This is a genomic window from Verrucosispora sp. NA02020, from assembly GCF_013364215.1.
Taxonomy (GTDB): domain Bacteria; phylum Actinomycetota; class Actinomycetes; order Mycobacteriales; family Micromonosporaceae; genus Micromonospora.
Genome location: NZ_CP054923.1, coordinates 1,625,543 through 1,652,219, shown reverse-complemented (window position 1 = coordinate 1,652,219; position 26,677 = coordinate 1,625,543). Strand labels below are relative to the sequence as shown.

The 26,677-nt window shown below is 71.2% G+C and carries 23 protein-coding genes, 2 tRNA genes and 1 pseudogene; 11 read left to right on the top strand and 15 right to left on the bottom strand.

What is annotated here, in order from left to right; translation table 11 throughout:
- Nucleotides 1–29: 29 nt before the first annotated feature.
- A complete protein-coding gene (locus tag HUT12_RS07195; RefSeq protein WP_131054448.1) occupies nt 30–776 on the top strand; it encodes a hypothetical protein in 747 nt (248 codons plus the stop codon).
- On the opposite strand, the gene HUT12_RS07190 is transcribed toward HUT12_RS07195, so the two are convergent.
- Nucleotides 773–1,393 (bottom strand): TetR/AcrR family transcriptional regulator, encoded by a 621-nt coding sequence (locus tag HUT12_RS07190; RefSeq protein ID WP_176092891.1) that lies wholly within the window; start codon nt 1,391–1,393, stop codon nt 773–775. The genes HUT12_RS07195 and HUT12_RS07190 overlap by 4 nt on opposite strands.
- A gap of 62 nt (nt 1,394–1,455) precedes the next feature.
- Between HUT12_RS07190 and HUT12_RS07185 the strand changes: the two genes are divergently transcribed.
- Both HUT12_RS07185 and HUT12_RS07180 read left to right on the top strand, forming a co-directional pair.
- Nucleotides 1,456–2,370, top strand: a complete 915-nt coding sequence (locus HUT12_RS07185) for an alpha/beta fold hydrolase (RefSeq protein ID WP_236145850.1) — start codon at nt 1,456–1,458, stop codon at nt 2,368–2,370.
- A gap of 152 nt (nt 2,371–2,522) precedes the next feature.
- Complete coding sequence (locus tag HUT12_RS07180) at nt 2,523–3,350, top strand: DUF72 domain-containing protein (RefSeq protein ID WP_217706065.1); 828 nt, start codon at nt 2,523–2,525, stop codon at nt 3,348–3,350.
- A gap of 20 nt (nt 3,351–3,370) precedes the next feature.
- Here the strand turns inward: HUT12_RS07180 and HUT12_RS07175 are convergent, their stop codons facing one another.
- Entirely contained in the window at nt 3,371–3,961 is a 591-nt protein-coding gene (locus HUT12_RS07175; protein ID WP_176092889.1) for a DNA mismatch repair protein MutL, read from the bottom strand.
- Between the two features lie 36 nt (nt 3,962–3,997).
- Here HUT12_RS07175 and HUT12_RS07170 point away from each other — a divergent pair, with 36 nt between their 5' ends.
- The 4 genes from HUT12_RS07170 to HUT12_RS07155 all read left to right on the top strand — a co-directional run bounded on the left by HUT12_RS07170 (nt 3,998) and on the right by HUT12_RS07155 (nt 7,484).
- Nucleotides 3,998–4,684, top strand: coding sequence for a response regulator transcription factor (locus HUT12_RS07170; RefSeq protein ID WP_176092888.1), 687 nt, complete (start codon nt 3,998–4,000; stop codon nt 4,682–4,684).
- Complete coding sequence (locus tag HUT12_RS07165; protein WP_176092887.1) at nt 4,681–5,991, top strand: HAMP domain-containing sensor histidine kinase; 1,311 nt, start codon at nt 4,681–4,683, stop codon at nt 5,989–5,991. Before HUT12_RS07170 ends, HUT12_RS07165 begins: the two co-directional genes overlap by 4 nt.
- 87 nt (nt 5,992–6,078) lie before the next feature.
- On the top strand, nt 6,079–6,894 hold the full coding sequence (locus HUT12_RS07160; protein ID WP_176092886.1) for a lytic polysaccharide monooxygenase: 816 nt from the start codon (nt 6,079–6,081) through the stop codon (nt 6,892–6,894).
- Nucleotides 6,879–7,484: a DUF305 domain-containing protein gene (locus HUT12_RS07155; RefSeq protein ID WP_236146072.1), complete on the top strand. Its 606-nt coding sequence runs from the start codon at nt 6,879–6,881 to the stop codon at nt 7,482–7,484. Before HUT12_RS07160 ends, HUT12_RS07155 begins: the two co-directional genes overlap by 16 nt.
- A gap of 64 nt (nt 7,485–7,548) precedes the next feature.
- Here the strand turns inward: HUT12_RS07155 and HUT12_RS07150 are convergent, their stop codons facing one another.
- The 7 genes from HUT12_RS07150 to HUT12_RS07120 form a co-directional block, all read right to left on the bottom strand.
- Entirely contained in the window at nt 7,549–7,902 is a 354-nt protein-coding gene (locus tag HUT12_RS07150) for a hypothetical protein (RefSeq protein ID WP_131057791.1), read from the bottom strand.
- 176 nt (nt 7,903–8,078) lie between these two features.
- Nucleotides 8,079–9,728: a sigma-70 family RNA polymerase sigma factor gene (locus HUT12_RS07145; protein ID WP_176092885.1), complete on the bottom strand. Its 1,650-nt coding sequence runs from the start codon at nt 9,726–9,728 to the stop codon at nt 8,079–8,081.
- A 70-nt stretch (nt 9,729–9,798) separates the two neighbouring features.
- Nucleotides 9,799–10,197, bottom strand: coding sequence for a hypothetical protein (locus HUT12_RS07140; RefSeq protein WP_131054049.1), 399 nt, complete (start codon nt 10,195–10,197; stop codon nt 9,799–9,801).
- Nucleotides 10,194–12,362, bottom strand: coding sequence for a M48 family metalloprotease (locus HUT12_RS07135; protein WP_176092884.1), 2,169 nt, complete (start codon nt 12,360–12,362; stop codon nt 10,194–10,196). The genes HUT12_RS07140 and HUT12_RS07135 overlap by 4 nt, the downstream gene beginning before the upstream one ends.
- Before the next feature lie 378 nt (nt 12,363–12,740).
- A complete protein-coding gene (locus tag HUT12_RS07130; RefSeq protein WP_176092883.1) occupies nt 12,741–13,676 on the bottom strand; it encodes an oxidoreductase in 936 nt (311 codons plus the stop codon).
- Nucleotides 13,677–13,816: 140 nt separating this feature from the next.
- The gene (locus HUT12_RS07125) at nt 13,817–14,770 is read right to left on the bottom strand and encodes an aldo/keto reductase (RefSeq protein ID WP_176092882.1); all 954 of its coding nucleotides are present in this window, start codon (nt 14,768–14,770) and stop codon (nt 13,817–13,819) included.
- Nucleotides 14,771–14,901: 131 nt separating this feature from the next.
- On the bottom strand, nt 14,902–15,465 hold the full coding sequence (locus HUT12_RS07120) for a TetR/AcrR family transcriptional regulator (protein ID WP_176092881.1): 564 nt from the start codon (nt 15,463–15,465) through the stop codon (nt 14,902–14,904).
- A gap of 129 nt (nt 15,466–15,594) precedes the next feature.
- Here HUT12_RS07120 and HUT12_RS07115 point away from each other — a divergent pair, with 129 nt between their 5' ends.
- The gene (locus HUT12_RS07115; RefSeq protein WP_176092880.1) at nt 15,595–17,934 is read left to right on the top strand and encodes an MMPL family transporter; all 2,340 of its coding nucleotides are present in this window, start codon (nt 15,595–15,597) and stop codon (nt 17,932–17,934) included.
- 571 nt (nt 17,935–18,505) lie between these two features.
- Here HUT12_RS07115 and HUT12_RS07110 read toward each other — a convergent pair.
- Nucleotides 18,506–18,581, bottom strand: a tRNA-Lys gene (locus HUT12_RS07110).
- A 185-nt stretch (nt 18,582–18,766) separates the two neighbouring features.
- On the opposite strand from HUT12_RS07110, the gene HUT12_RS07105 reads away from it, so the two are divergent.
- Both HUT12_RS07105 and HUT12_RS07100 read left to right on the top strand, forming a co-directional pair.
- Entirely contained in the window at nt 18,767–20,011 is a 1,245-nt protein-coding gene (locus tag HUT12_RS07105; protein ID WP_131054054.1) for an Ig-like domain-containing protein, read from the top strand.
- 125 nt (nt 20,012–20,136) lie between these two features.
- The gene (locus tag HUT12_RS07100) at nt 20,137–21,396 is read left to right on the top strand and encodes an Ig-like domain-containing protein (RefSeq protein ID WP_176092879.1); all 1,260 of its coding nucleotides are present in this window, start codon (nt 20,137–20,139) and stop codon (nt 21,394–21,396) included.
- A gap of 21 nt (nt 21,397–21,417) precedes the next feature.
- Here HUT12_RS07100 and HUT12_RS07095 read toward each other — a convergent pair whose 3' ends face one another.
- The 4 genes from HUT12_RS07095 to orn all read right to left on the bottom strand — a co-directional run bounded on the left by HUT12_RS07095 (nt 21,418) and on the right by orn (nt 24,461).
- Nucleotides 21,418–21,978, bottom strand: a complete 561-nt coding sequence (locus tag HUT12_RS07095) for a TetR/AcrR family transcriptional regulator (protein WP_131054056.1) — start codon at nt 21,976–21,978, stop codon at nt 21,418–21,420.
- Between the two features lie 34 nt (nt 21,979–22,012).
- The gene (locus tag HUT12_RS07090; RefSeq protein WP_176092878.1) at nt 22,013–23,536 is read right to left on the bottom strand and encodes an MFS transporter; all 1,524 of its coding nucleotides are present in this window, start codon (nt 23,534–23,536) and stop codon (nt 22,013–22,015) included.
- A gap of 160 nt (nt 23,537–23,696) precedes the next feature.
- Nucleotides 23,697–23,772 (bottom strand) — tRNA-His (locus tag HUT12_RS07085).
- 92 nt (nt 23,773–23,864) lie between these two features.
- A complete protein-coding gene (gene orn, locus HUT12_RS07080; RefSeq protein WP_201272270.1) occupies nt 23,865–24,461 on the bottom strand; it encodes an oligoribonuclease in 597 nt (198 codons plus the stop codon).
- A 67-nt stretch (nt 24,462–24,528) separates the two neighbouring features.
- On the opposite strand from orn, the gene HUT12_RS07075 reads away from it, so the two are divergent.
- Nucleotides 24,529–25,824: a glycosyltransferase family 87 protein gene (locus tag HUT12_RS07075; RefSeq protein ID WP_176092877.1), complete on the top strand. Its 1,296-nt coding sequence runs from the start codon at nt 24,529–24,531 to the stop codon at nt 25,822–25,824.
- A 266-nt stretch (nt 25,825–26,090) separates the two neighbouring features.
- On the opposite strand, the pseudogene HUT12_RS32720 reads toward HUT12_RS07075, so the two are convergent.
- Nucleotides 26,091–26,354, bottom strand: a pseudogene (locus tag HUT12_RS32720) (hypothetical protein); the annotation flags it as partial.
- Nucleotides 26,355–26,677 lie beyond the last annotated feature (323 nt).

The following is a 26,677-nucleotide window of genomic DNA, read 5'->3' as shown; positions in this document are numbered from 1 at the left end:
CCTGCGGTCACCGAGGCACGGGAGGCGACGTGGAGAACGCTCAAGCGACCGACGGGCGACGGTTCTGGTGGTGGCTCGGCGGGGCACTGCTGGTTCTGGTGGTGGTGCTGGTCTCCGCCTGGACCTGGGTCACGGTGCGCGGCGACGGCCGGGCCGGGCACGTCGTCACCGGCAGCGCCGACGACCTGCGGGAGGCCACCTTCGTCCTGCTCGACGGCGCCGACGTGGTCCGGCTGCGCACCGACGACCTCGGCGGGGACGCGTACCGGGTGTCGACGTCCCGCGACTCGGGCGTACGGCCCGCGGTCTCGCTCGCCGACGGCAACATACTCACCAGCCTGCGCGGCACCGGACAGGACGGGCCGGCCATCGTCGAGGTGGTGCTGCACCACTCCGTACGCTGGCACCTGCGGCTCGGCGGCGGCGCCAAGGAGCAGCACCTCGACCTGCGGGGCGCCCAGCTCGGCGACGTCGAGTTCACCGCCGGGGCCAGCCGGATCGAGCTGACCCTGCCGCCGGCCGAGGGCACTCAGCGGACCGTCCTCAGTGGCGGCGCGAACCAGGTCGTCGTCCGCCTGGCCGGTGACGCCCCGGTGCGGGTACGCGCGGGTGGCGGCGCCGGCTCGGTCACCGTCGACGGATCCACCCAGTCCGGCGTGGCCGGCGGCACTGTGCTGACGCCACCGGAGTGGGAGTCGGCCACGGACCGCTACGACATCGACGCCACCTCCGGCGTCTCCAGCCTCACCGTCGACCGCACCGACGGCGACGGCTAGCCGACCGAGCCCGCCGACGGCGTGCGGAAGACGTGGTCGAGTTGGTAGTCCAACAGCGCGATGGCGGTCTCGGGACTCCGCATGCCCGCCATGACGCTGTCGGCGAGGCCGGTCGCCAGGGCGAGCAGGTTGCCGGCCTCGGCGTCCGCGTCCCGCTCGGCTGGCACCGCACCTGAGCGCTGGGCGGCGGCCACCAGTTCGCATAGTGCGCGTTCCAGCTCGACCGAGTCGCGGCTGTAGGAGAGTTCGGCCAGCGCCGGGTCGGTCAGTGCCAGGGCGTGGTAGGCGGCGAAGACGATATAGGCGGCACGCTGCTCGGCATCGACGGGAACGAACTGAACCAGCCAGGCACGCAGGCTGTCCCGTGGGTGCTCCGCCGGGTCGACCGGCATCCCGGCTACGGCGCGCCGACCCACGATGTCGGCCTGGTGCCGCAGCCCGGCGAAGAGCAACTCCTCCTTGGTCCGGAAGTAGTACTGCACGGTGCTCACCGAGACGCCCGCCTGCGCGGCCACCGTACGCATGCTCACGGCGTGCAGGCCACGCTCGCCGGCGATCCGCAGCAGCGCGGCCAGGATCTCGCCTCGGCGCGCGTCACGGTCGGACAGTCTCGGCATCGTGGCACCCCTTGTCAGCCGTTTTGGTAGTACGATCGTACTACCAAAACGGGGAGGTCGACGTGCGAGCGACGCCAGGCATCGGACGGTTCACCAGCGACCAGGCACGGAGCAGGTTCCTCGCCGCCTATGAGGTGGCGATGGGCGCATGGCCGCACCCTCGACAGGAGTGGGACGTCGAGACGCGGTTCGGCACCGTCCACGTGCACCAGCATGGCATCGCCACGGGTGAGCCGATCGTGTTGTTACACGGCGCTCAGGGCAATTCCAGCAACTGGTATCCGCAGGTCGCCCCGCTCGGTGTCCACCACCGGGTCTACGCGGTGGACACCGTCGACGACCCAGGTCGCAGCGTGCAACGCCGACCGGTGCCGAGTACGACCGACAACGCCGCCTGGCTCGACGAGACGCTCACCGCACTCGGGCTGGACGGCGTCCACCTGGTCGGCCTGTCCTACGGCGGATTCCTGGCGCTCGCCCAGGCCCTGCACCGGCCCGACCGGCTGGCCTCGGTCACGCTGCTCGATCCCGGGGGCCTGGAGAAGGTGCCACTCAGGTTCTACGCGAACATGCTGGCCGGAGCGTTGGCGACACTGGCCCCCCGGCGCACCCGGCCCTGGTTCGCCCAGCGGCTGGCCAACCATGCCCTGGTCGAGTCCGCCGAGCAACTGGCCCCGATCATGATCGCAGCCCGGCACTGGCGGTCGGGCCGCCCGGTCGCAGCTCGCCGGTTCGACGACGACGAGTTGCGCGCGATCCGCGTGCCGGTGCAGGTGCTGCTGGCCGGGCGCAGTTCGTTGCTGGATCCCCGTCGGGCGGCGGCCCGGGCGGCGGAGCTGATCCCCTCGGTCCGCACCGAGATCGTGACCGGTGCCGGCCACGGGCTGCCGCTGGAACGTCCCGAGCTGGTCAACCAGCGCATTCTCGACTTCATCGCGTCCCTCGCCCCGGGCGACTCCGCCGGCCCGGCCCGCTGACGCGGCCGGCCAACGGACACCCGGCTACGGTACGTCAAGCCGGGGTCGCGCCGCACCGGGCCGCGCAGCAAGCCCGGCCGGGTGCCCGCACTGTCGCCGGGCCAGGGGCGGAGGAAGGAGTCGGCGGTATGCGGCTGCACGTCGGGTGTGCGATGTGGACGCACAAGTCCTGGCAGGGTCGGCTGCTGGCGCACCCGTTGCCGACCTCCGAACGGCTGCGCCACTACGCCGGGTGGTGCGACGCGGTCGAGGGCAACACGACGTTCTACGCCACCCCGACCCGGGACACCGTCGCCACCTGGGCGCAGCAGACCGATCCGGACTTCCGGTTCGTGGTCAAGCTGCCCAAACTGGTGACGCACGAGCGCCGGCTCACCGACGTCACCGAGCCGATGCGGGTGTTCCTGGACGCGATGGCACCGCTCGGCCCGCGTGCCCACGCCCTCTGGGTGCAGCTTCCCGGCTCGTTCGGCCCGGACGACGTACCCACGCTGGCCCGCTTCCTGCGCCGACTGCCCGCCACCCACCGAGCCGTGGTGGAGGTCCGCCATCCCGCCTTCTTCACCGAGCCGCACGCGGTCCGGCTGCTGGAGACCACGCTCGACGAGGCGGACGCCGAATGGGTGCCGTTCGACACCACCGCCTTCTTCGCCGACCCGCCGACCAGTGACGCCGAGCGCGACGCCTGGACCAAGAAGCCACGGATGCCGTTGCGCACCCACGCGCTGACCGACCGGCCCATCGTGCGCTACCTCGGCCGCGACGACACGGACCGGACGGTCGAGGGCTGGCAGCACTGGGTCGACGTCACCGTGGACTGGCTGCGCGAGGGCCGCTCCCCCACCATGTTCGTGCACACCCCCGACAACGCCGACGCGCCGGTGCTCGCCCGCCGCTTCCACGACGAGGTCCGTGCCCGCGTGCCCGAGCTGACGCCCCTGCCCGAGCCGATCCCGGTGGAGCCCACCACCCTGTTCTGAGCGACCGCGCGGCACCGACCCTACGAGCCGACCTTGCTCACCTGCACGAACGGGCGGTCGTCCCACCAGATCGCGTGGATGATGAAGCTGCTGTTCGGCGCGTTGAAGTAGACCGCCATGTTGTCCGGCGAGTTCTGCACCTTCTGCACCGCGTACCCGTCCGCCGGGGTCGCCGTGACCAGCTCGACCACGCCCGCCGAGGTCATCCGGACGACCGCCTGGCCGCCCTCCACCCGGAACGAGCGGACGTAGCTGCGGACGCCGTCGTCGCCCACCGTCACCGTCCAACCGTCCTCGGTGGTCACGGTCGGGGCCGTGGTCCGGCTCGGTCTGGTCGTCGGGCGGCGGCTCTCCACCGACTCCGGCGTGGCGCTCGGGGTCGGGGTCGGGCTCACGCGGGGTCGCGGTGACGCCGACGTCGTCGGCGGCGGTGTCGACGAGGGCAGTGGCGTCGGCGGTCCGGGCGTCTGCGCCGCAGGTGGTGGACTCAGCGTCCGGTCCTGGGCGACCGGCTCCCGCAGCACGGGCAGGATCGCCATCGACGCGAGCACGATGCTCGACGCGGTGGCGACGCACCATCCCGTGATCGGCGCCCACCAGGAAGATCGCACAAAGACATCGTCTCATCTACCCATATGGTGTACGCCATGGCGATGATCCTGCTGGTCGAGGACGACCGGAACATCGCGGCCGCCCTCACCCGTGCGCTGACCGACGCCGGTCACGTGGTACGGCCCGCCGGGCACGCCGCCGAGGCGTTGCGGATCGTCAGCACCGAGCGACCGAACCTGGTCATCCTCGATCTCGGGCTACCCGACATCGACGGTGCCGACGCGCTGCGGATGATCCGTTCGGTCTCCGACGTACCGGTCATCGTGGCGACCGCGCGCCGCTCCGAGACCGACATCATCAGCCTGCTCGGCGCCGGTGCCGACGACTACGTGACCAAGCCGTTCTCCGGTGGACACATCCTGGCTCGCATCGACGCGGTGCTCCGCCGGGCCCGGCCCACCGCGAACGAGACCCCGCCGTCGATCACCGTGGGCGAGCTGACCATCCGTCCCCGGCAACGCCTGGCCGAACTACACGGGCAACCCCTGCAACTGACCCGACGCGAGTTCGACGTGCTGGCGTACCTGGCCGAGCGGGTCGGTCAGGTGGTCAGCCGCCGGGAGCTGATGAACGAGGTCTGGCACCAGGCGCAGATCGGCGAGGAACAGACCATCGACGTGCACATCTCCTGGCTGCGTCGCAAGCTCGGGGAGACGGCCGCCCGGCCACGCTTCCTGCGGACCGTACGCGGGGTCGGCGTGATGATGGTCGAACCCCGATGAGGTGGGCCCTGAACCGGCTGGCCATCGCCATCACCTCGATGGTGGCGCTGGCCTTCCTGGTGCCGCTGGCCATCGCCACCGGGCAGATCGCCCGGGACCGGGCCGTCAGCGAAGCTCGCCAGCAGGCCACCGCCCTGGTCACCGTGCTGGGCATGGACGCCGACCCGATGCTGCTCACCAACGCGGTGGCCAGCACCACGGCGGGCAGCGCCGGACGGCTCGCCGTGCACCTGCCGGACAACGCGCCGATCGGCGTCACCCACGTCACCGACGCGCAGGTACGCAGCGCCGCCGGGGACCGCCGGTCGGTGCTGGCCCCGGCCGGCGACGGTGTCGCGTACCTGCAACCCACCGTGCTGGCCGACGGCCGCACCGTGATCGTCGAGGTGTACGTGCCCGAGGCCGACCTGCGCCGGGGCGTCCGGACCGCCTGGGTCGTCCTCGGTGGGTTGGCGATCGTCCTGGTGGCCGGTTCGACGCTGCTCGCCGACCGGCTCGGCGGCCGGCTGGTGCGGGCCACCCGGGACCTGTCCGCGTCGGCGCGGCGGCTCGGCGGCGGCGACCTGACCGCCCGGGCGGAGCCGAACGGCCCCCGGGAACTCCAGGACGCGGCCCGGTCGTTCAACGCGATGGCCGACGACCTGCGGCTGCTGATGAACCGGGAGCGCGAGTTGGCGGCCGACCTCTCCCACCGGTTGCGGACGCCGCTGACCGCGCTGCGTCTGGACGCCGAGGCGATGCCGCCGGGCCCGATAGGCGAGCGGATGCGGCAGGCCTGCGACCTGCTCGACGAGGAACTCGATTCGATCATCCGTGGGGTGCGGCGCGGCACCGACGGGCGGGACGGGCAGAGCGCCGACCTGGTGGAGGTGCTGGCCGACCGGCTGGCGTTCTGGTCGGTGCTGGCCGAGGACCAGGAGCGTCCGTGGGAGGTGACCGGTGGCGACGTACCGGTGGTCCTGCCGATGCCGCGCAGCGAACTGATCCTGGTGGTGGACGCGATGCTCGGCAACGTCTTCGCGCACACCCCGGACGGTGCCGCCTTCCGGGTCAGCGTCTCGCCCGACGGGGTACTGGTGGACGACGCCGGGCCGGGCATCGCCGACCCGGCACGGGCGGTGCAGCGGGGTGTGAGCGCCGCCGGGTCGACCGGCCTCGGTCTCGACATCGTGCGGCGCGCCGCCGAGACGTCGGGCGGTCACCTGGTGGTCACCCGCAGTCCGCTCGGCGGTGCCCGGGTCGGCATCCTGCTCGGGACGGTCGACCACGCTCCGGAGCGACTCGGGAGCAGCAGCCGCCTTTCATGATCCTTTTCGGAGCCGTTAAGGCTCCTTTATGGAACCGCGCACTAGCGTCCTCGCCGTCACAGCCGCAGCGAGCCGTACGGAGTTCAGATGCGCAGGAAGATCACCTACCCACTGGTGGCCCTCGGCATGGTCGCCTCGTCCCTGGCGGTCTCCTCGCCCGCCCAGGCCCACGGATACGTCTCCAACCCGCCCAGCCGACAGGCGTTGTGCGCGGCCGGAACGGTCACCGACTGCGGCCCGATCCAGTTCGAGCCGCAGAGCGTCGAGGCACCCAAGGGCTCCCAGCGGTGCGACGGCGGAGTGGCCCAGTGGTCCGTCCTCTCCGACGAGTCCCGCGACTGGCCGGCCCGGAACGTGGGCAGTTCGGTGACCCTCACCTGGGTGCTGACCGCCCGGCACCGGACCGCCGACTGGCAGTACTTCATCGACGGCAGACTGGTCGCCGAGATCGACGAGGGCAACGCCCAGCCGGACGCGACCGTGTCGCACACCATCGACCTGAGCAACTTCCCCGGCCGCCAACGGCTGCTCGCGGTCTGGAACATCGGCGACACCCCGATGGCCTTCTACAACTGCGTCGACCTGATCGTCGGTGGCGGCGGTGCCGCGCCCGCCCCCCGGCCGACCACCGCCGCGCCCACCACCGCACCGCCCACGGCCGCGCCCACCACGGCGCCCACCACCGCACCCACCCGGCCCGGCACCACGCCGACCACCGCCGCACCGACCAGCGCGGCCCCGCCGCCGGCAGCGGGCGGTGACGCCTGGGCCGCCGGGGTCAGCTACCGCACCGGCGACGTGGTGACGTTCGAGGGCAGGCGGTACGAGTGCCGCCAGGGCCACACCGCGATCAACAGCTGGGAGCCCTCGATCTACACCCTCGCGCTGTGGCTCCCGCTGTGAGGCGCCGACTGGTCGCGGCAGCCCTGGTCGTACCGTTCCTGCTCGGCGCCTGCGGGTCACCCGCCGCGCAGCCGCCGCCCGCTCCGACGAGTGACACGACGGTCGCCGAGATCACGGCCGGCGACGAGTACAACGACACCGACGTGATGTTCCTGCAGATGTTCGTCCACCACCAGCGGCAGGCCCTGCAGATGACCGCCACCGCCGTGAAGCGCGCCCAGGACCCGGAGTTGAAGACGCTCGCCCAGGCGGTGCAGGTCACCGAGTCCGACGAGCTGAAGATGATCGAGGGCTGGCTCAGGAGCTGGGGCAAGTCCACCGAGGTCGACACCGCGCCCAACCTGCACGCCCACCACGGTGGACTGCCCGGCACCGGACCGGCCGAGATCGAGGCGTTGACGACGGTCAAGGACGCCGAGTTCGACACGTCCTTCCTGAGCCTCTTCCTGGCGCACCAGCACAACGCGATGGAACTGGCCAACCTGGTCCGCAGCGGCGGCAAGAACGCCGAGACCAAGGCCTTCGGCGAGCGGGTACGCGCCTCCCGGCAGGGCGGCATCCAGCAGATGCTCGCAATGATGACCAGCTGACGACTGCGTATGGGCAGCTCGGGGACGGCCGTAGGCGTCGGCCGTCCCCGGGCCCTGTCCGGTCCTACCGACTGACCGTCGGGGGCCGGTCGCCACGCACGCTCGTCCGGGTCACCCGGTAGCGCCGGTTCAGTCGGTTCGGCCAGCCCAGGAACCTGTCGAACATGTCGGCGGCGCTGCCGGTCTGGCAGGGATCGAGTCGATGCAGGTCGTCGATGGCCTCGTGCAGGCAACCGGCCAGATAGACGAAGAGGTTGACCGGGGCACCCTCGTAGTCGGCCAGCAGGGCGAGCTTGCCACGCGTACACGGCCAGGGGTGGCCACAGTGGCGGCACAACCACAGCGGGCGCATCGGCGGATGCTCGGCCGACTCGGCCACGACCCGGTGCGGGGTCGGCGGCGGACGTTCTTCGGTCATGACCGTGGCCTCACCTGCATACGGGCTCCCGCCGACTCGGACGAACGGCGTGCGGCGTACCACCGGTCATGAGCCGCCGACGCCTCACGCAGTAGGAGGCGCGGCAGCCGGTCCGGCATTACGAAAAGTGCGTCGCCGAATCGCGGGTCGCCGGTCGGGCGAGTCGGGCCCGACGGTCAGGCCCAGGGGTTACGGACCCGGAAGGAACTCGCCCGTGCGAACGTCTGCGTACCGTCGGGGAAGTCGATCCAGAACCCCACGTCACGCTCGTGCACCACGAGATGCGGGTAGTTGTGCGCGCGCATCGTCACCGAGGCAGCCGTCGCGCCGCGCTCGGGACAGAAGGTCGCGTCCTCCCGGAACAGCGGGGTGCCCTCGTTCGGGCTCAGCCGCAGTCGCAGGCTCGCATGCCGCAGGTACCGCCCGTCGGCGCTGCGCAGGGTGACACAGTCCGGGTCGGCGAGCCCTCGACCGACTGTGAAGGTGGCCCGTCGCCGGGCCTGCGCACTGCTGGCTCCGGTCACCTCGTCGAGCCCGGCCACGTCGCCGTCGACGGTCAGGTACCGGCCCGGTGCCCGTACGGACTCCAACGACCAGGTGCCCAGCGGGATGGTGCCGGCCGGCACGGACGGGCGTACCGCCGACGGTGACACGGACGGCGACGTCGCCGGGGTCGTGGTGGCCGGGGTCGGGCTGGGGCGCGGCGGCGCGGCGGACGTCGTCACCGGCGCCGCGACGGCCGGCGGCGGGGGCGCCGGATCCGGCCGCAGCGCGACCCCGGCGGTGGCCCCGGCGATCAGCACCGCCCCGGCGGCGGCACTCGCCACCGGATGCGCCACCACCGCCTGTGTCAGCACGCCCAGCAGCGACCCGCCCTGGCCTGCCGTGCCACCGACGGCCGCCCCACCGCTGACCACCGTTGCGCCGTCGATCGCGGCGCCACCGGCGACCGCCGTCCCGCCCGCCACCGTTGCCCCACCGGCGACGGCGTGCGCCGCCACGACCGGGGTGCCGCCGGCCGCCCCGGCCAGCAGGCCCTTGGCGACCAGTGCGGCGGTCAGGCCCACCGGCACCGCCAACGACGCGATGCCCAGCAGCAGCCGCTCGGCGGGCACCCGATCGGCCACACCCGCACCGCAGTACGGACAGTCGCGGACGTGTCGGGCGATCCGCTTGCGCCACACCGGCGTGGGTCGCCCGTCCCAGCCACGGATCGCCGCCGAGAGGTCCGGGCAGGGCGGACGGGCCGCCAGCGCCGCGACGATGCTCCGGCCCGACTCCAGTTGCTCCCGCATCCGGTGCAGGCGTACGCCGACGTGCGCGACGGTCACACCGGTCGCGGCGGCGACCTCGGCCCGGCTGAGCCCACCGGTGCACTCCTGCCACCAGAGCGCCAGCAGCGGCTGGTACGCCGGGTCGAGCCACCGGGTCGCCTCGACAAGCTGTCGACGCTGGTCCGACACGTGCAGCCGCCCGATCGCCTCACCCTCGACGTCCCCGCCGCCGGACAGGTGCTCCACCCCGTCGCCCAGGGCGAGCCGGTCGACCGCGCCGCGCACCCGGCTGCGGTGGCCGGCGATCTGGTGCAGCGCGATCGCCACCAGCCAGGAGCGGAAACTCTCCGGCGCCCGCAGGGTGGGCAGGTCACGGACCACCCGGAGCAGCGTCTCCTGCACCACGTCGTCGACGTCCGGATGCCCGCTCAACGCCCGGCCGACGAGGTTGTAGAGCAACGGCAGGTGCGCCGAGACGAGCTGGTCACGGGCCGACCGGTCCCCCGCCTGTGCGGCGACGACCAACTCGGCGTGGTCCGCAGTGACCGTCATACCGCACCGCCTAGGAAATGGTCCCGCCGTGCACGACGTCACACGATATCGACAATCGCCGGCGTACGGCCTACTCCGGGCCGGGGCGGGGCGGATCGCGGTGCTCCTGGATGGTCCGGGTGACCTGCTCCAGCAACTGGCGCGGATCGGTCCGCCCGGTCACCTGCACCTCCACCTCAGACTCCCCGATCCGCATCCGCACCGTGGCACCGCTGGGCTGCTGGCTGAGCCAGGTCTGCAGCAGGGCGAAGAGTCCGGGCAGCAGGCTCTGCGCCACCACCGCGATGATGACGGCCTCGCTGAAGCCCGCCCGCCCTCCGCCACGCCCGCTCAGGTCCCGTACGCCGGCCCGGAACTCCGGCCGGCGGTGGATCCAGTCGACGAGCGGGACCTGGGCCGGCTGCCGGAGCGTGGTGATCATCTGGAGTCGGACGGGTTGCCGTCCCGCTACGGACGCGTCGGTGTTCATTCGTCCACCTCGGGCTGGAAGGTCAGCCCCGCACCGGCGGCGGTGACCATGCCGGTGACGGAGAGCGGGTAGGTCTCGGTGAACTCCTCCTCGCCGAAGTAGGACTCGTAGGTCCCGCTCACCCGCACCTGACCCTGCTCCTCGTAGGGCGTGCTGACCTGCGCCGCTGCCGGGCCGAGCAGGTCGATCTGCGGCGTCGGGTAGCTGGCGATCGTCCACGTGATCCCCTTGGCACCCTGGTAGCCGCTCAACCGGAACGGGCAGTCCTGCGGGGCGGCGACGGTCTGTCGCGCACAGCCGTCGAGGTACTCCTTCACCTGCGCGTCGACCGTCGACCGGGCGGCGGGCTTCAACTCGGCGACGACCTGGATCGGCGTCGCGTAGTCGGCACCGGGTGCCACGCCGATCCGTTGCGACGGCGTCTCGCTCAACGGGCTGGCGGCAGCGGTCACCAGGTACACGCCGGGCACGGCGAGCACCGACTGCCCCTGCGGGTTCTCCGGCATCGACACCCCGTTGACCAGGAGGCCCTGCTGACCGGAGGTCACGTCCAGGGTGGAGACACCACCGACGACGTGCCAACCCCGGAAGATCCCCGCCGTCGCCCCGTCGTCCCGGCGCAGCGTCAGCTCGCTCTCCATGCGCTCCCCGCCGAGCACGAACGAGACCGTGGCGGTGGCGTCGTCCTCCTTCCGGTCGATCGCCGTGACGTCGACGTCGGTCGGCGGCTGGTAGTCGGCCGACTCGATCATCTTGCCGAGCAGGTCGTCGCCGCGCACTGCCGCCTCGACCTCCGGGCTCAGCCATCCGACCAGGTCGTCCACGTCCCGGTCCGCGAGCGCCGAGAAGTATCCGTCGACGGCGGTCACCGGCCGGAAGAAGCCCCACTGCACGACCCCGAGCAGGCCGGAGACCAGGCAGACCGAGAGCAGGACGGCGGCACCGATGACGGCCGGTCGCCGGACGCTGACCGGGTCGTCCCCGCCGAAGAGTTCTGCCGGCGCGACCACCCGCCTCGGTGGCGTCCCGGTGTCCGGGACGTCGCCTGCGGCCTGGACCTGCTCCAGCCGGTCGAGGCGCAGCTCGTTCGGCGGATGCTCGGCGCAGACGGCCTCGTCCCAGCCACTGCGCCCGCTCTCGAACGATTTGCGGCGCTCCAGGACCGCCCGCAGACCGTCGGCGTGCCCCGCCGCCACCGCGCCGAGGTCCGCCCGGTACTCCGCCGCCCGCACGTCGGCGCGGTGCAGCGGCTGTACCAGGTATTTCATCGTCAGCAGGACCGGCCAGAAGAAGAGGAAGACGAACAGATTCGTGGCCGGGTGCGGGAACCTGCGCATCAGCCAGGTGGGCACCGCGTGCACCAGGACCAGGGGCAGCCCGACACCCCGGACGAAGGCCGACGTGATCTCGTCACCGGTGCGCCAGTGCACCAGCTCGTGACTGAGCAGCGCGGCGATCTCCTCCCGCGAGTCGGTGAGCAGACCGGTGGTGACCACGACGTGCCGGGAGTACGCCCGCGCGTTCGTGGTGACCAGGTCGTCCTCGACCAGTAGTCGCGGGACACTCGGCAGACCGAGCCGCTGTGCGCATTCGTGCAGGATCGGCAGAATCAGATCGCGCTCCCGCCGACTGAGGTCGCGGGCGCCCGACACCCGCAACAAACGGTGCTCCAGCACCACTCGGTACAGCGTGTAGAGCAGGCCCAGCACAATGGCCGCGCCCACCATTCCGACCAGTTGGGCCAGCAGTGAGACGGGCCCGTCCACCTCGCTGAACCGGAGGACGGGAATGACCAGCAGACCGACCAGGAATGCGATGGCCGCACCGACGAAAGCGCCGATCGGGCCACCGGACTGCTGCAGAAAGGAATCGATCAGCCCACCGATGATCGGGGCGTCGCGTACCGCGTGCGGCACCTGGTCGGCGACGATCCCGCCGCCGGTGAACGCGAGCGTGAGCGCGGCGGTCGTCGCGAGCACCACTGCGGTGAACAGCGCCACCGGCACGTAGAGCCAGGCCGCGACGAAGGCGCCCAGGACGCCGCGCCAATCCCGCAGGATCCCGACCCGCAGCCAGACGACGGCGTTCGGATAGCCGGGCGGACGGTTGGCCAGCCGACCGCCGTCCGGGTCGGGGCGAGTCCCCTCCTCGACGGATTCGGTCATTCGCACGGAAGGTGCGGAAGAAGTGTCGGCAATCTGATTTCGCTGATCGCCGTAGGGCTGCGCCGCATCGGGATCGTGCTGCTGCACGGAAGCTCCTCCACGAGGCCGAACAGGGCAAGGGGCGGCCCGGCATGCAGGGGAGAATTGTTTCCTCACCAGGCCGCCGGGCCATGATTCAGTCAGGAGACGTATCGGGGTAGGCGCAGACCTTACTCCGGTCTATGCCTGACGCGCCACCCCGTTTACTCCGACCGATATCCGCCGGATGCGGCAATTGGACATGCGGCGCCGGTGATTACCGCGCGATCTCCGGTAAAGATGAAACTTCCACGGATCATTGGCCGGACCACAGCGATTCCCGGCCCCGGCCGCACACCCTCAGAGGTCGGTACGACCGACCGGGTCGACGGTGATCGGTACACCCGTCAGCCGCTCGCTCTCCGTCCACAGCCGCGCCGCCACCGCGACGTCCCGCGCCCGCGCACTCCGGCCCGCCCGCACCGGCGGACCGGAGTTCTCCATCCGGTGCGCCGGCCCCCAGTAGCTGCCGCTCTCGGCCCCCGGATCGGTCGCGGCCCGCAACGTCGGCAGCACCCCGTCGTCGAGCTTCATCGCCACGTACCGCCCGATGGTGTTGACGACGTCGACGAACCGGTCCCGCCCCTGCCCCTCGCCGGTGTACGTCCACCCGGGATGGGCGGCGGTCACCCGCACCGGCGCCCCGGCCCCGCTCAACCGGCGATCCAACTCCAACACGAACAGCAGCACGGCGAGCTTGCTCTGCGCGTACGCGGCGAAGCGCCCGTAGCGCCGTCGCTCCCAGTTCAGGTCGTCGAGGTCGATCCGGCCGGTGCGGTACGCGTTGCTGGCCACCGCGACGACCCTGGACCCCTCGGTCGCCAGCAGCAGCGGGAGCAACCGGCCGGTGAGCGCGAAGTGCCCGAGGTGGTTCACCCCGAACTGGGACTCGAACCCCTGCCGGGTACGCCGCAGCGGCGGATACATCACGCCCGCGTTGTTCACCAGCAGGTCCAGCCGGTCGTGCTCGGCCCGGTACGCGGCGGCGAACTCGGCGACCGAGCCGAGATCCGCCAGGTCCAGCCGGAGACTCCGCACCTCGGCGTCCGGGAACTGCGCCCGGATCCGTGCCACGGCCGCCTCGCCCTTACCCTGGTCACGGCAGGCGAGCACCACCCGCGCGCCCCGGCCCACCAACAGCCGGGCGGTCTCCAGGCCGAGGCCGGTGTTGGCGCCGGTGACGATCGCGGTACGTCCCCGCTGGTCGGGAACATCGTCGTACGTCCAGCGCGTCATCCGTCACCCCTCCGGCCCGCCGCCGACGACCGGCATCGCAGGCGTGACAAGGCTTACCGCGTACCGCCGCCGCGTCAAGCGCGGTCGGCCTCGGTGGCCTGTGGCATCCTGCTCAGGCGGCCTCGCCAGGCACTCTCGGTTCAGGCGGCCTGGTCCAGGCGCTGGCGCAGCTCGGTCGGCAGCTTCAGGTCGACCGACGCCAGACACTCGTCGAGCTGTGCCACCGAGCTGACCCCGACGATCGGCACGATCGCCGGGTCACCGTCCATCAGCCAGCTCAACACCACCTGGTTCGGGGTGGCGTCCAGTTCCGCCGCCACCTCCCCGAGCACCCGCAGCCGGCGCTCGGTGCCCGGGTGCGCGTAGTGCTCCGGCAACGGCCTGTCCGCGCGGGTGTAGGTCCCCCACAACAGCGTGCTGTACGCGAACATGGTCAGATCGCGACTGCGTACCAGGTCCAGCAGTTCGTCACTCGCGTGCACGTGCCCACCCTCAGGTAGCACGGTCGCCGGACGCGGCAGCAGGTACGAATAGCGCTGCTGGACCACCGTGTACGGCGTCCACCCCCGAGCCGAGGCCAACGCCCGCGTCTCGGCCAGCCGCCAGGCGGCGTGGTTGCTGGCCCCCAGCGCCCGCACCCTGCCCTCGGTCACCGCCTCGTGGAACGTGGCCAGGGTCTCCTCGTCGGAGGTCTCGCGGTCCTCGCGGTGGGCGTAGTAGACGTCGAGATGGTCGACGCCGAGCCGCTTCAGCGAGCCGGCAAGCTGCTCCCGGATCACCGACGCGCCGAGTCCCTCGGCCCCTCCGCCGGCCGCCAACCCGGAGCCGACCTTCGACGCCAGGACCAGGTCGTCCCGATTGCCCCGGCTGGCCAGCCAGCGCCCCAGCACCGCCTCGCTCTCGCCACCGGACCCACCGGGCACCCAGAACGAGTAGCAGTTCGCGGTGTCGATCGTGGTGCCGCCGGCCTCGACGAACCGGTCCAGGATCGCGAAAGAGGTCGCCTCGTCGATCACCGTCCCGAACGACATGGCACCGAGACAGAGTTGGCTGACCTGAACGCCCGATCCATCGGACAGCTCACGTCGTCTCATCGTTCCTCCAGAAATGGGCGGGATCCGTCAGCCGGAGCCTGGGTTCTGTTCCGGGCCTCCACACACGACCGTGCGTCGAGGTGAATTGTGACGCTGCTGAACCACGGCGGATCGGGAACGGACCCTGTCGGTCAGGTCTGCGGGGCCGCCGGGCGGGTGAGGCTGCGCCAGAGCCATCGTGCCGCGACGGCCGCATCGGGGAGCGGGTCGCGCCGAAGCCAGGCGGTGATGATGCCGATCGTCATGCCCGACAGTGCGGCGGCAAGGACATCGCGGGGCAGGTCGTCCTCGTCGAGGGCGGTCGACGCGTCGAGGCCGCTGGTGATCAGTTCCTCGATCCGCTCGCGGAGGGCTGCGGCGACGATCGAGGATCTGTTGCTCTGCAGGACCTGCCGGTAGACGGTCGCGTTGGCGGCGATGTGTTCGAGATAGAGCCTCATCTCGGGTGCGGTACCCGGGACGAGAGGGTCCCGCCTGGTGGTGTGGATTCCGGCGGAGGCCCGGTCGACGGCGCTCTTGAGTGCGGCCGTCAGGAGTTGTTCCTTGTCGTCGTAGTGCTGATAGAAGGTGCTGCGGTTGATGCCCGCCCGGCCGGTGATGTCTCCGACTGCGATCTCGTCCAGGGGGCGTTCGCGGGCGAGGGCCAGTAGCGCTTCCTGCAGGCTCGTCCGTGTTCGCGCCACCCGTGGATCCATGGCTCGATCCTGTCACGTCCTCCTCGGGAGCGACTTATCCAACAGGTGTTGGATAAACAACGAGTGTTGGTTTACTGTCTGGTGGCCGGGCAGGTCGCCCACCCGGAGCCGCTGTCAGGGGAGGACTTCGTGGCAATACTTCTGTACCGTCTGGGGCGTTTCGGCGCTCGCCGGTCCGGGATGGTGATCGTCGGATGGCTGGCCGTGCTGGCCCTCGCCGTCGGCGGGCTGGTGACCTTCGGAGGCTCGCTCGCCACCGGTTTCTCGATCCCAGGCACCCCGACCGAGAAGGTCAACGAACGGCTCGTCGAGGCGTTTCCCGAACTGACCGGCGCCACCGGCTCGGTGGTGTTCACCAGTACCGAAGGGGCGTTCACCCCCGCGCAGCAGGCACGGATCGGCGAGGTGCTGGCGGGCGTCGGGCAACGCGACGGCGTGGCCGCGGTCATCGACCCGTTCACCGCCGCGCAGCAGCGCGCCGAGCAGTCCAGGCGGCTCGATGCCGGTCTCGCCGCCCTGGAGAGCGCCCCTCGGCCGTTGACGGCCGAGCAGGAGGCCCAACTCCGCCAGATGGAGGACGCCACCACGCTGAGCGGTGCCGCCTCGTCGATCCGGACGGTCAGCGAGGACCGGACCGTCGCGGTAGCCGCCGTCATGTTCCGCGACGGCATCTTCAACCTGTCACCGGACCTGCAACGCGACATCGCCACGGCGCTGGACGAGGCGGAGATCCCCGGAGTCGCGGTCGACTACTCCTCGACCATCGTCGCCACGGCCGGCAGCCCGTTCGGCATCGGCGAGGTGATCGGGCTCGCCGTGGCGCTGATCGTCCTGCTCGTCCTGCTGCGTGCGCTGATACCCGCCCTCACCCCGCTGCTGACCTCGATCGTGGGCGTGGGGGTCGGTGTGGTGGGATCGATGGCGTTCAGCGACGTCGTGGACATGACGTCGGGGACACCGATCCTCGGCGTCATGCTCGGACTCGCCGTCGGCATCGACTACTCCCTGTTCATCCTCGACCGGCACCGCCGTCAGGTCCGCGACGGCATGCCGGTGCACGAGTCGATCGGTGTCGCCAACGGCACGGCGGGAACGGCGGTCGTCTTCGCCGGCTCCACGGTGGTCGTCGCCCTGGTCGCCCTCGCGGTCACCGGCATCCCGTTCCTCGCGGTCATGGGCGCGGTCGCCGCGTTCTGTGTCATGGTGGCGGTCCTGGTGTCGATCACCCTCACCCCGGCACTGCTGGGCCTCATGGGCACGCGCGTGCTGCCCGGGCGGCTCCGGGCCACCGCCCGGCGGCAGAAACCGCCACAGCCCATGCGCACGGGCCGGGCCGTCGCTGCGGCGGCACTCGTCGTCACCGCCCTGACGGTCATCGCCGTACCCGTCATGTCGCTGCGTCTCGGCCTGCCGGACGGTTCCTCGGAACCTCCGGACAGCCCCCAGTACCGCGCGTTCGCCGCAGTCGCTCAGGGCTTCGGCGAGGGAACCAACGGCCCACTGCTCGTCGTCGCGGAATCTCCCACGCCGGTCGCCGAAGCCGACCAGGTCGCCGCCCAGGCCGAGATCGTCACGACGATCCTGCGACAGCCGAACGTCGTCGCCGCCGCACCCGTCGCGGTCGCCGCCGACGGCAAGACCTTCGCCTTCCAGGTCGTACCGGCCGGAGGACCGAACAGCACGACGACCGAACAACTCGTCAACGACCTCCGCGCCCTACCACCACTCGCGGCGGACATGACCGTCGGCGTGGCCGGCCAGGCCTCCGGCAACATCGACATCTCCCGGAAGCTCGCCGACGCCCTACCGGTCTATCTGCTCGTCGTGATCGGGCTGTCGCTCCTGATCATGATCGCGGTGTTCCGGTCCCTGCTCGTGCCCATCGTCGCCACCGCCGGGTACGTCCTCTCCCTCGGCGCCGCCCTGGGCGCGGTGACTGCCATCTACCAGTGGGGTTGGCTGGCCGACCTGTTCGGCGTGCACCGACCGGGGCCCGTGCTCAGCTTCGCGCCGATCGTCATCATGGGCATCCTGTTCGGCCTGGCCATGGACTACCAGATCTTCCTGGTCTCCGGCATGCGCGAAGCCTTCGTCCACGGCCGCCCCGCCCGACTGTCCGTCACCATCGGGCACCGCCGAGGACGCGTCGTCGTGACCGCCGCGGCCATCATCATGGTCGCCGTCTTCGGAGGATTCGTCTTCTCCCACCTCACGATGATCCGGCCACTCGGCTTCGGCCTCGCGGCCGGAGTCCTCTTCGACGCCTTCGTCGTCCGGCTGGTCCTGGTCCCGGCACTGATGCACCTTCTCGGCGACCGCGCCTGGTGGCTACCGGCCTGGCTCGACCGGGCACTGCCGAACGTCGACATCGAAGGATCAGCCCTGTCCCGGAGCGAATCCCTCAGGGCGGTGATGACTCCGATGGCGCCCACCCTCATGTCTCCGCCGGTGTCTGCGGGTCGTCCGTAGGCGGGCGGTGGCTGCGGTGCCGGGTGGGCCAGCCGAGGAACCGGTCGAAGACATCGGCGGTGCTACCGGTGTTGTGGGGGTGGAGCTGATGCAGAGAGGTCGGTGACCTGGTCAAGGTCCTCCGGATCGAGGTCCGGCAGGAGAAGGGTCACGTGACCCACGGTCGTCGTCCGCATGTCTCCTCAACCTGTACGGGCGCGGGGTGGGCACGCCACCCCGCGTCGAGCGATGCCGCCAGTTGGCAGACCGGCTGGAGATCGTGCTGCTCACCGAGCCAGGCTCGTCACCATTGACACCGCCATCACCACCACCGTCCACCAGAGCCAACTCCTCGACGAGGAGCTGCCCCAATCCGCGCCGATCATGGAGTGGTGGTCACTTCCATGTCCACCAAGAGCCGTTTTGCGGCGACCACAACTCCACGATCGACGCGGATGGTCGCCGCGCCGCGCGTCCCGCCGACGCCGGAGCGGTTCATCGACCCCCGAGCACCCGGCGAGCGACCAGCCATCACGACAACACGAAAAAGGCCCCGACCGGCAGAGTTCTACCAGGTCAGGGCCTTGCTGCTTGGTGCGCCGCCAGGGACTCGAACCCCGAACCCGCGGATTAAGAGTCCGCTGCTCTGCCAGTTGAGCTAGCGGCGCTCGGTGGCAACGGGGGAAACCCTAGCACGCACCCTGAGGCGGGTTCCAATCCGATACCCGGGTCCTCCCTTCGGTCGAGCTTTCCGGACATTTGGCAACAAGCACACACAAGGCGTGGGACGGGTTCATGTTGGGCGGCGTGGATGGGGCACGATGTCCGCCAGGTCGCTAAGACAGGGGTGGGGATGGGCAGGTTCGCGCGGGCCGGGGCGTTGGTGGGCACCCTGGGTCTGGTGGCGTCGCTGGCACTGTCGGGTTGTCGCGAGGAGGGCTCGGCTGCCGAGTTCGTGCCGGGGCCCGCGACCAGCGGTGCGGTGACGCCGGACACACCGCCGTCGAGTGGGCCGCCGTTGGCGGTGAGCCCGGCCGACGGGGCGAAGAAGCGGCCGGTGAGCGTGGAGATCGGTGCCGAGTTGCCGGACGGCGCGACGGTGTCGAAGGTCAGTCTGACGACCGCCAACGGCAAGGAGGTCAAGGGCAAGCTGCGTACGGACGGCTCGTCCTGGGTGCCGTCCGCGCCGTTGAAGTGGTCCACCGAGTACACGGCCACGGTGACCGCGAAGCAGCCGGACGGCTCGGTCAGCGAGGGGACCAGCACGTTCACCACGATGGCGAAGCCCGGCTCGATGATCACCTCGGGGCTCTACCTCTTCGACGACCGGACGTACGGCGTGGCGATGCCGGTGGTGGCGGAGTTCCACCCGGGCATCCCGAAGAAGGATCGGGCCGCCGTGCAGAAGCGGATGTTCGTGCAGACCGATCCGCCGCAGCCGGGCACCTGGCACTGGGTGAGCAACGGCACTCAGGCGTTCTACCGGGCGCCGGAGTACTGGAAGGCCGGCACGAAGCTGTCCGTACGGATCGCGTTGACCGGCATTCCGCTGAGCAACGGCCGGTTCGGCAACGTCGACCGGAGCGCCACCGCGAAGATCGGCTCGGCCTTCGAGATGAAGGTGGACAATGCCGACAAGCAGATGCGGGTGTACGAGGACGGCAACCTGATCAAGACCCTGCCGGTGAGCCTCGGCAAGAAGAAGACCCCGTCGTCCAGCGGCACGCTGGTGGTGATGGAGAAGAAGGAGGCGACGGTCTTCGACACGATGGACGATCCCGATCCGGAGAACCGCTACGTCACCGACATCCAGTTCGCCCAGCGGCTGACCTGGGGCGGCGAGTACATCCACGCGGCGCCCTGGTCGGAACACGTCCAGGGACGGCAGAATGTGTCACACGGTTGCGTGAACGTGTCCCTGGCGAACGCCCGCTGGCTCTTCGAACGGACCAAGGTCGGTGATCCGATCACCATCAAGGGCACCGAGCGGAAGCTGGCCGCCGGCAACGGTTGGACGGCGTGGGATCTGAGCTGGTCGGAGTTCGTCAAGGGCAGCGCGCTGCCGGTTCCGGACGGTGGTGCGGGTCCGGCCCTGTGACCGTGCCAGATATGTCACTATCCGGACATCCCGCTCCACGTGTTTCGGTTCACCTTCCGCAACGGGTACGTGTTCCGGTGCGTCTGTGATGTGGACGGGCAGCGGACCATGACTGTGAGGACACCATGCGAGTTCGGGACCAGCGCAACCGCCGGCGGGGGGTGCTCGCCGCGGGGATGCTCGCCGTGGCGATGGTGCTGACCTCCGCCTGCACCGGCGGCAAGGGCGGCGACAACGGGCCGGGCTGGCAGGACGGTGCCGACCAGCCGGCGCCGAAGGCGTCGGTGAGCATCAGCGAACCGGCCGCCGACGCGAAGGACGTTCCCGCCTCGACGGCGGTCACCTTCGCCGCCGAGCAGTCCGAGGAGACCACTGTCGAGCTGGCCGGCGCCGACGGGGAGCCGGTCAAGGGCACGCTGGCCCCGGACGGTAAGAGCTGGTTGCCGTCGAAGGCGCTGGCGTACGGCGAGTCGTACACCGCGACCGTCACCGCGACCGGCGACGACGGTGTCCCGGTAACCGCGACCAGCGCCTTCACCGTGATGAAGCAGCCGAGCAACCAGGTCCGGGTCACCAGCTTCCTCGGCGACGACCAGACGGTCGGGGTCGCGATGCCGCTGATCGTGAAGTTCGGCCGGGAGATCCCGGAGAAGTACCGCGCCGACCTCCAGCGGCGGATGACGGTGAAGTCCACGCCCGCCCAGGAGGGCGTCTGGCACTGGGTCAGCCCCACCGAGGTCCGTTACCGGCCGAAGGAGTTCTGGAAGGCCGGCAGCAAGGTCTCCTACCGGGTGCAGGCGGGCGGGCTGCCGCTGGGCGACGGCTGGTACGGCCGGGCCGACCTGACCGTGGACATCACCGTGGGCCCGAAGCTGGTCATGACGGTGGACAACAGCAACAAACGCATGGTCGTCACCCGGGACGGCGAGACGATCAAGACGATCCCGGTGAGCCTCGGCAAGAAGACCACGCCCTCCTCCAGCGGCACGATGGTGGTGATGGAGAAGCTGCGCAAGACGGTCTTCGACACGTTGGAGGAGTTGGGCCCCGAAGAGGGCTACCGCACGAAGATCGACTACGCCCAGCGGCTGACCTGGGGCGGGGAGTTCATCCACGCCGCGCCCTGGTCGGAGGGGCAGCAGGGCACCACCAACGTCTCACACGGCTGCGTGAACGTCTCCATGGTCAACGGCGCCTGGCTCTTCGAGAACACGAAGGTCGGCGACCCGATCGTGGTCAAGGGCACCGAGCGCAAGCTCCAGAACGGCAACGGCTGGACGGACTGGAACGTGAGCTGGGACGAGTACGTCAAGGGCAGCGCCCTGCCGTACGAGCCCGCGGGCGACGAGTCCGCGCCGGACGCCTCCCCCGACACCACCGAGTGAGTCGACGGGCTGGACACCGCACTATCGGTCGACGCCGAGCGCGTGCGCCAGGATCCGGTGCACGTGGTCGGTGTCGGCGGGGACGTTCTCGATGAGGATGGCGGTGCACAGGCCGTCGGAGGCGGCGACCACCGCGTCCACGGCGTGGGGGTCGTCGGTGAGGGTGGCGGCGAGCGCGGCGACGTTCTCGCGCCAGTGCCGGGCGATCGGGGCGAGGGCGGGTCTGCGGGCGGCGAGCGTGGACAGTTCGCGTTCGGCCAGCGCCTTCTCGCGTCCCGGCCCGGCGGACTCGACGATCAGAGCGGCCAGGCCGCGCAGCTTGTCACCCGGGCCGTCGATGATCCGGCGGATCCGTTCGGTGTACCCGTCGGCGACGCTGGACAGCGCGGCGACGAGAAGGTCGTCCAGGGTGGCGAAGTAGTAGATGCTCAGGCTGGTGGCGACGCCGGCCTGCGTGGCGACGGCACGGTGGGTGACACCGGCTGCGCCCTCGCGGAGAACGACGGCGAGGGTGGCCTCGATGATCTCGGACCGGCGCTTGGCGCCCCTGGCGCGTCGCCCGTCGACGGGTTCCTCGCTCATGCTCCCTCCCCTGGCGCCCAGGGTAGTCGAGCGGTCAGTGACCGTCGGCGTCCTGATCCGCGCCGAGGGGAGGGACGTGCCGCAGGGCCACCAGGCACAGGAGGGTGGCCGCCACGATCGCGACGCCGGCCACGGCGGAGGCGACGTTCACCCCGGTGGTGAAGGCGTCCCGCGCGGCCCGTACGGCCTCGGTCGGCACCTGGTCGGCGACGGCGAGCGCGCCCGCGAGACTTCCGGTGAGGCGGTCGGCGACCTCCGGTGCGGTGTCGGCCGGCGCGACCATCCGCGCGGTGTAGAGCGCGGTGCTGAGGCTGCCGAGCAGCGCGACGCCGACGGCGATGCCGAGTTCCTGGACGGTCTCGGACATGGCGGCGGCCGATCCGGACTCGGTGGCCGGTGCGGCGCCGACGACCATGTCGGTGCCGAGCGCGGCGATCGCCCCGAGACCGAGGTAGACGGCGGCGAACCCGGCCACGACGGTCACCGTGTCGCCGGGAGCGGCGGTGGCCAGCAGGACGTAGCCGAACACCGACGACGCGAGCGTGGCGGCCATGACCAGGCCCGGCCGGACCCGCCGGGCGACCAGGGGCGCGCCGACGGCGGCGGCGAACATCGCCAGCGCCGGCGGACCCATCCACAGGCCCGCGGTGAACGGGGTGAGGCCCTCCACGAGTTGGAGGTACTGCGTGACCATGTACATGGTGCCGCCGACACCGACGAGCCCGATCAGCAGGACGGCGAGAGCTGCGGAGAAGGCCCGGTCGGCGAAGAGGGTCACGTCCAGCAGCGGCGCGGTCAGGTGCCGTTGCCGGCGGACGAACGCCACCCCGGCGATGGCGCCGACGACGAGGAGGACCGGCGTACGCGCACCGGCACCGTGGGAGGCGGCCTGCTTGACGGCGTAGACGACGGGCAGGATCGCCGCCAGGGACAACGCGACGCTGACCAGGTCCAGCGGCCCGGCCTGCGGGTCGGCGTACTCGGGCAGCAGTGACCTCGCCCCGATCAGGACGACGATCGCGACGGGGACGGCGAGCAGGAAGGCCGCGCCCCACCAGTACGCGTCGACGAGGGCACCGCCGACGACCGGACCGGCCGCCATGCCCAGGGCGAACATGGTGGCCCAGGCCCCGATCGCCATCGCGCGCTGTCGGGCGTCGGCGAACATGTTGGAGATCAGCGACAGCGTCGAGGGCATCAACGTCGCGCCCGCGATCCCGAGCAGCGCACGGGCCGCGATCAACAGTTCCGCGCTGGGCGCGACGGCCGCGAGCACCGACACGAGCGCGAACGCGGCCATCCCGATCCGGAGCAGGCGTCGCCGGCCGATGCGATCCCCCAGGGTGCCCATGGTGATGAGGAACCCGGCGATGAGGAACCCGTAGGCATCCATGATCCACAGGGTCTGCGTGGCCGACGGGTCGAGCGCCTCGGCCATGCTCGGCAGCACCAGGTACAGCACGGTGACGTCCAGACCCAGCAGCAGCGTGGGCAGCGCCAGCAGCCCGAGGCCCGCCCACTCGCGCCCGCCCGCACGCCGGACGGCGACCTCCGACACGGCACCTCCACAAGATATTTGAACGAACGTACAACTAGAACTATCGTTCAAATATCTGTCGAGGGCAAGGCCACAGCGGATACGGGCGCGTGCTGGCCCGAGGGGAGGGGCGACCGGAACAAGAACGAGGCCCGAACCAAAGGTTCGGGCCTCGCAGGTGTGGGGTGACTGATGGGAATTGAACCCACGACAACCGGGACCACAACCCGGTGCTCTGCCAACTGAGCTACAGCCACCATGCCGCCGCGCCCGAACTCATCGCCCGTGCGGGTGCGGAGAAATCATACCCCCACCGTGGTCGACCGCGTCCAGCGGGTTGCCGGGACGCTCAGAGGTCGGCGGCGATGGCCTTGGCGCTCTCCACGTCCGGACCGGGCAGCGGTACGAAGATGGTGCGCCGGTAGTACTCCAGCTCGCGGATGCTCTCCCGGATGTCCGCGAGCGCCCGGTGGGCGAGGCCCTTCTGCGGCTGGCCGAAGTACACCCGGGGGTACCACCGGCGGCACAGCTCCTTGATCGAGGAGACGTCGATCATCCGGTAGTGCAGGTGCGCGTCGAGACGGGGCATGTCCCGGGCGATGAATCCCCGGTCGGTGGCGATCGAGTTGCCGCAGAGCGGTGCCGTCCGTGGGTCCTTCACGTGACTGGTGATGTAGTCGAGCACCCGCTCCTCGGCCTCGGCCAGGCTCACCGTGGAGCGGCGAACCTCCTCGGTCAGCCCCGACTTGCCGTGCATCGTGCGGACGATCTCCGGCATGGCGTCGAGCGCCGCGTCGTCGGCGTGGATGACCACGTCCACGCCGTCGCCGAGCACGCGCAGATCGGGGTCGGTGACCAGCGCGGCCACCTCGATCAACCTGTCGCCACCGAGGTCGAGCCCGGTCATCTCACAGTCGATCCAGACGAGAAGATCAGCCATCGGCACAGCCTACGCGCAGCCCACGCACCGTGGCTGCGCGCCGCCGGCCCGACCGACCGCTAGGGTCTTTCCCGTGCCCGCCGAACCCGCCACACCGTCCAGCGTCGACCTCGAAGACCCTGGTGGCCGCACCGCACGGCGGATCGTCGGGGCACTGGCGCTCGCCTCGGTGTTGCCGGTGCTCTACCTGCCGGGCACCGTGCACGACTTCTTCGACCTCAAGATCTATATGGCGGCGATGGACTGGTGGGCCGCCGGCAATCCGCTCTACGACTACGCCCAACCCGACCGGGTGCAGGGTGAGCTCTTCTTCACCTATCCCCCGTTCGCCGCGTTGCTGCTGCTGCCGTTCTCCCTGCTGAAGCTGGGCGCCACGGTGGCGATCTTCACCGGCCTGACCGTGCTCGGCGTGGTGGTCACCACCAAGTGGCTGCTCGACCCGGTGATCCGCCGGCACCGCCTGCCGTACGCGTTCACCCTGGCCGTGGGCGCGCTGCTGGTCCTCGGCGTGGAGAGCACCCGGGAGACGATCACCTTCGGACAGATCAACATGCTGCTGGTGGTGCTGATCCTCGCCGACCTGCTCTTCGCCGTACCCCGTGGCAGCCGGTGGGCCGGGATCGGCATCGGGCTGGCCACGGCGCTGAAGCTCTTCCCGGGCATCTTCATCGTCTATCTGCTGGCCACCCGGCGCTGGCGCGCGGCGGTGGTGGCGAGCGCGGCCGCCGCCGGAGCCACCCTGCTCGCCGCTGCGGTGGCACCCGGCGACTCGTGGCGCTTCTGGACGCACGAGCTGTGGGCCACCGACCGGGTCGGTCGCACCGACTACACCGGCAACCAGTCGCTGTTCGGGCTGCTGAGCCGGCTGACCGCGCCGGAGGAGCCGAGCCGGTTAATCTGGCTGCCCCTGGTCGCGGCCGTCGTCGCGTACGGCCTCTGGCGGGCGGTACGCGCCACCCAGGCCGGCGACGCACTCACCGCGCTGACCCTGACCGGCCTGGTCGCCGCCCTGATCAGCCCGATCACCTGGACGCACCACATCTACTGGTTCGTCCCGGCGGTGATCATCCTGATCGACGCGACCTTGCGGACCGATCCCCGCACGCCCGAGGGGGCGCGGCGGCGCCGCCGGCTGAGTTGGCTCGCGCTCGGCACCTCGATGATCATCGTGTACGGCGTGGTGTCGTTCTACGACTGGGGCGTCACTCCGACACCCACCCAGACGCCGTGGGAGTTCGTACTCCGCAACGCGTACGTGCTGCTCTGCCTGCTGCTGCTGGTCGTGCTGCCGGTGCGTCCGCGGGTGGACCGGCCACTGACCGAGTCGCACGAAGCGGACACTCTTCCCGAGACGACCATTCACCGGTAATCTGCCCGTAGAGGCATCATCCCTCCGATGGGCACCGATATCCCCCGGTGATGGGCGGGCCCTCCACGTCGGCAGCGCGGAGGGCCCGCCCCACCCGTCCCGGCACCGGTGCTCACCGATGTGCCGTCAGGACGGCTGCCCCGGCACCCACCGAGGGACCGTCAGGACGGCGGGGCGGGCGGGCGCAGCGGGTGGTGCGGGGCGGGCAGGTCGGCCAGGGTCTCCGGACGCGGCACCGGGGCGATCGCCGCCCGGGGTGCGGCGGCCACCGACACCAGTTGCCGCTCGGGCATCGCACGCGGCGACGGCGGGGTGCCCAGGCCGCTGAGCGAGCTGACGCCCAGCCTGCCGGCGAGCACCGGCACCTGGTCGGGTTCGACCACGAAGACCACCTCGCGCGGGCGTACCGGGCGCAGCAGCACCAGCGCCGCGAGGACCACCAGCAGGATGCCGCCGGCCAGCGAGCCCCAGGTGGCCGGCGCGACCCAACCCGCCCGCAACTCGGCGCGCAGGTCAAGGGCCAGGTCGGCCCGGCCGTCGGGGTGCATCAGCACCAGGCTCAGTCGCTGACCGGCCAGTTCCCCGGGACTCCATTCGAGGGCGCCGGCACCCGCGCGTACCCAGAAGGTCTGTGCGGCCGGGGCGGCCGGCACGGTCGGCGGCGTGCCGACCTCCGGGGCGCGGTGCTCCAGCCGGACCGGCAGCGGGCCCCGGGCCAGGGCGGTCCGCTGCACCACCGCGTGCGGTGCCCCGGCCAGCCAGCGACGCGCCTCGTCGGCCGGGGCCAACCCGACGAACGCCGGGCCGTCCGGTGTGCGGGCCTCCAGCCGCAGCCGCGCCTGCCCGACCCGAC

Excerpts from the sequence above, each read along its gene's own strand:
- HUT12_RS07190 (WP_176092891.1), bottom strand. The coding sequence starts at position 1,393 with ATGCCGAGACTGTCCGACCGTGACGCGCGCCGAGGCGAGATCCTGGCC.
- HUT12_RS07180 (WP_217706065.1), top strand. The coding sequence starts at position 2,523 with ATGTGGACGCACAAGTCCTGGCAGGGTCGGCTGCTGGCGCACCCGTTG.
- HUT12_RS07170 (WP_176092888.1), top strand. The coding sequence starts at position 3,998 with ATGGCGATGATCCTGCTGGTCGAGGACGACCGGAACATCGCGGCCGCC.
- HUT12_RS07165 (WP_176092887.1), top strand. The coding sequence starts at position 4,681 with ATGAGGTGGGCCCTGAACCGGCTGGCCATCGCCATCACCTCGATGGTG.
- HUT12_RS07160 (WP_176092886.1), top strand. The coding sequence starts at position 6,079 with ATGCGCAGGAAGATCACCTACCCACTGGTGGCCCTCGGCATGGTCGCC.
- HUT12_RS07150 (WP_131057791.1), bottom strand. The coding sequence starts at position 7,902 with ATGACCGAAGAACGTCCGCCGCCGACCCCGCACCGGGTCGTGGCCGAG.
- HUT12_RS07145 (WP_176092885.1), bottom strand. The coding sequence starts at position 9,728 with ATGACGGTCACTGCGGACCACGCCGAGTTGGTCGTCGCCGCACAGGCG.
- HUT12_RS07140 (WP_131054049.1), bottom strand. The coding sequence starts at position 10,197 with ATGAACACCGACGCGTCCGTAGCGGGACGGCAACCCGTCCGACTCCAG.
- HUT12_RS07135 (WP_176092884.1), bottom strand. The coding sequence starts at position 12,362 with ATGACCGAATCCGTCGAGGAGGGGACTCGCCCCGACCCGGACGGCGGT.
- HUT12_RS07130 (WP_176092883.1), bottom strand. The coding sequence starts at position 13,676 with ATGACGCGCTGGACGTACGACGATGTTCCCGACCAGCGGGGACGTACC.
- HUT12_RS07125 (WP_176092882.1), bottom strand. The coding sequence starts at position 14,770 with ATGAGACGACGTGAGCTGTCCGATGGATCGGGCGTTCAGGTCAGCCAA.
- HUT12_RS07120 (WP_176092881.1), bottom strand. The coding sequence starts at position 15,465 with ATGGATCCACGGGTGGCGCGAACACGGACGAGCCTGCAGGAAGCGCTA.
- HUT12_RS07105 (WP_131054054.1), top strand. The coding sequence starts at position 18,767 with ATGGGCAGGTTCGCGCGGGCCGGGGCGTTGGTGGGCACCCTGGGTCTG.
- HUT12_RS07100 (WP_176092879.1), top strand. The coding sequence starts at position 20,137 with ATGCGAGTTCGGGACCAGCGCAACCGCCGGCGGGGGGTGCTCGCCGCG.
- HUT12_RS07095 (WP_131054056.1), bottom strand. The coding sequence starts at position 21,978 with ATGAGCGAGGAACCCGTCGACGGGCGACGCGCCAGGGGCGCCAAGCGC.